The 1,330-nt window shown below is 43.9% G+C and carries 1 protein-coding gene and 1 pseudogene; one reads left to right on the top strand and one right to left on the bottom strand.

Annotated features, from left to right (window positions below; translation table 11 throughout):
- Nucleotides 1-105 (bottom strand): annotated as a pseudogene (locus AN486_RS26530) (UDP-3-O-(3-hydroxymyristoyl)glucosamine N-acyltransferase); the annotation flags it as partial.
- A 190-nt stretch (nucleotides 106-295) separates the two neighbouring features.
- On the opposite strand from AN486_RS26530, the gene lpxD reads away from it, so the two are divergent.
- Complete coding sequence (lpxD, locus tag AN486_RS26525) at nucleotides 296-1,321, top strand: UDP-3-O-(3-hydroxymyristoyl)glucosamine N-acyltransferase (protein ID WP_027402721.1); 1,026 nt, start codon at nucleotides 296-298, stop codon at nucleotides 1,319-1,321.
- The last annotated feature ends 9 nt before the right edge of the window (nucleotides 1,322-1,330 follow it).

Here is a 1,330-nt window from a genome sequence, read left to right as displayed (position 1 = left end):
ATCATCACCAATTTTGGCACTGGGGTGAATCACGGCACTAGGATGAATTTCGGGAGTAGGACGGTAAGGTTGATAAAATAGGGCGATCGCTTTCGCAAATACCAAATAGGCATTCACCTCATGCTCAAAACCATTCGCAAATTGTTTATTGCGATAACCTCTTGCCAATTAGCGATAAGTGATATACGCAAAACTAAAAACTATAGCCTCTTTCCTCTTGCCTCTAGCCTCTTGCCTCTTGCCTCTTGCCTCTTGCCTCTTGCCTCTTGCCTATTCCCTTCTTTTGTAAATCAGTATGAAATTTAGTGAAATTCTCAATCAACTTGGTGATTATATTACCGAAAGTAGCCCTAACATTGATTTAGAAATTACTGGAGTTGCAGCCATAGATGAAGCAATATCTGGGACTCTCAGCTATGTAGAAGGAGCTAAATTTTCCGCATTGCTCAATTCTACTGGTGCGAGCGCTGTAATTTTGCCCCCCGATGAAAAATTGCAGAATCAAGCCGGAGAAAAGGGTCTAGCTTGGTTATCAACAACTCAACCCAGACTGGTATTTGCGAAAGCGATCGCCCTATTTTATCAACCTTACCGTCCTACTCCCGAAATTCATCCTAGTGCCGTGATTCACCCCAGTGCCAAAATTGGTGATGATGTGTATATTGGCGCTCATGTTGTTATTTCTCATGATGTAGAAATTGGCAATCATGCCATTATTCATCCTAACGTCGTTATTTATCCAGAAGTAAAAATAGGCGATCGCATCACCCTACACGCTAACTGTACCATCCACGAACGCACCCAAATCGGTGCAGATTGCGTTATTCATAGCGGTGCTGTGATTGGTGCAGAAGGCTTTGGCTTTGTCCCTATTCGGACAGGTTGGTTGAAAATGGAACAATCGGGTTACACCGTTTTAGAAGATGGAGTAGAAGTAGGTTGTAACACAGCCATAGACCGTCCCGCAGTCGGAGAAACAAGAATTGGTAAAAACACCAAAATTGATAACTTAGTGCAGATAGGGCATGGCAGTCAAATAGGCTCTGGTTGCGCCATAGCAGGTCAAACAGGCATGGCTGGAGGCGTAAAGATTGGAAATCGAGTAATTTTAGCTGGACAAGTGGGAATTGCCAATCAGGCTAAAATTGGAGATGGGGCAATGGCTTCCGCTCAAACTGGTATTCTCAAGGATGTTGCACCGGGAGAAATTGTCTCAGGTAGTCCAGCCATACCGCACAAACTCTACCTCAGAGCATCAGCAATTTATAGCCGCTTGCCAGAAATTTATCAAAATCTCAAAAAATTACAAAAGAGGGGGTAGGGGGCAGGG

The organism is Anabaena sp. AL93, from assembly GCF_001672085.1.
Classification (GTDB): Bacteria; Cyanobacteriota; Cyanobacteriia; order Cyanobacteriales; family Nostocaceae; genus Dolichospermum; species Dolichospermum heterosporum.
Note: the sequence above shows the minus strand (reverse complement) of the source record. Positions and strands in the feature narration are given on the sequence as shown.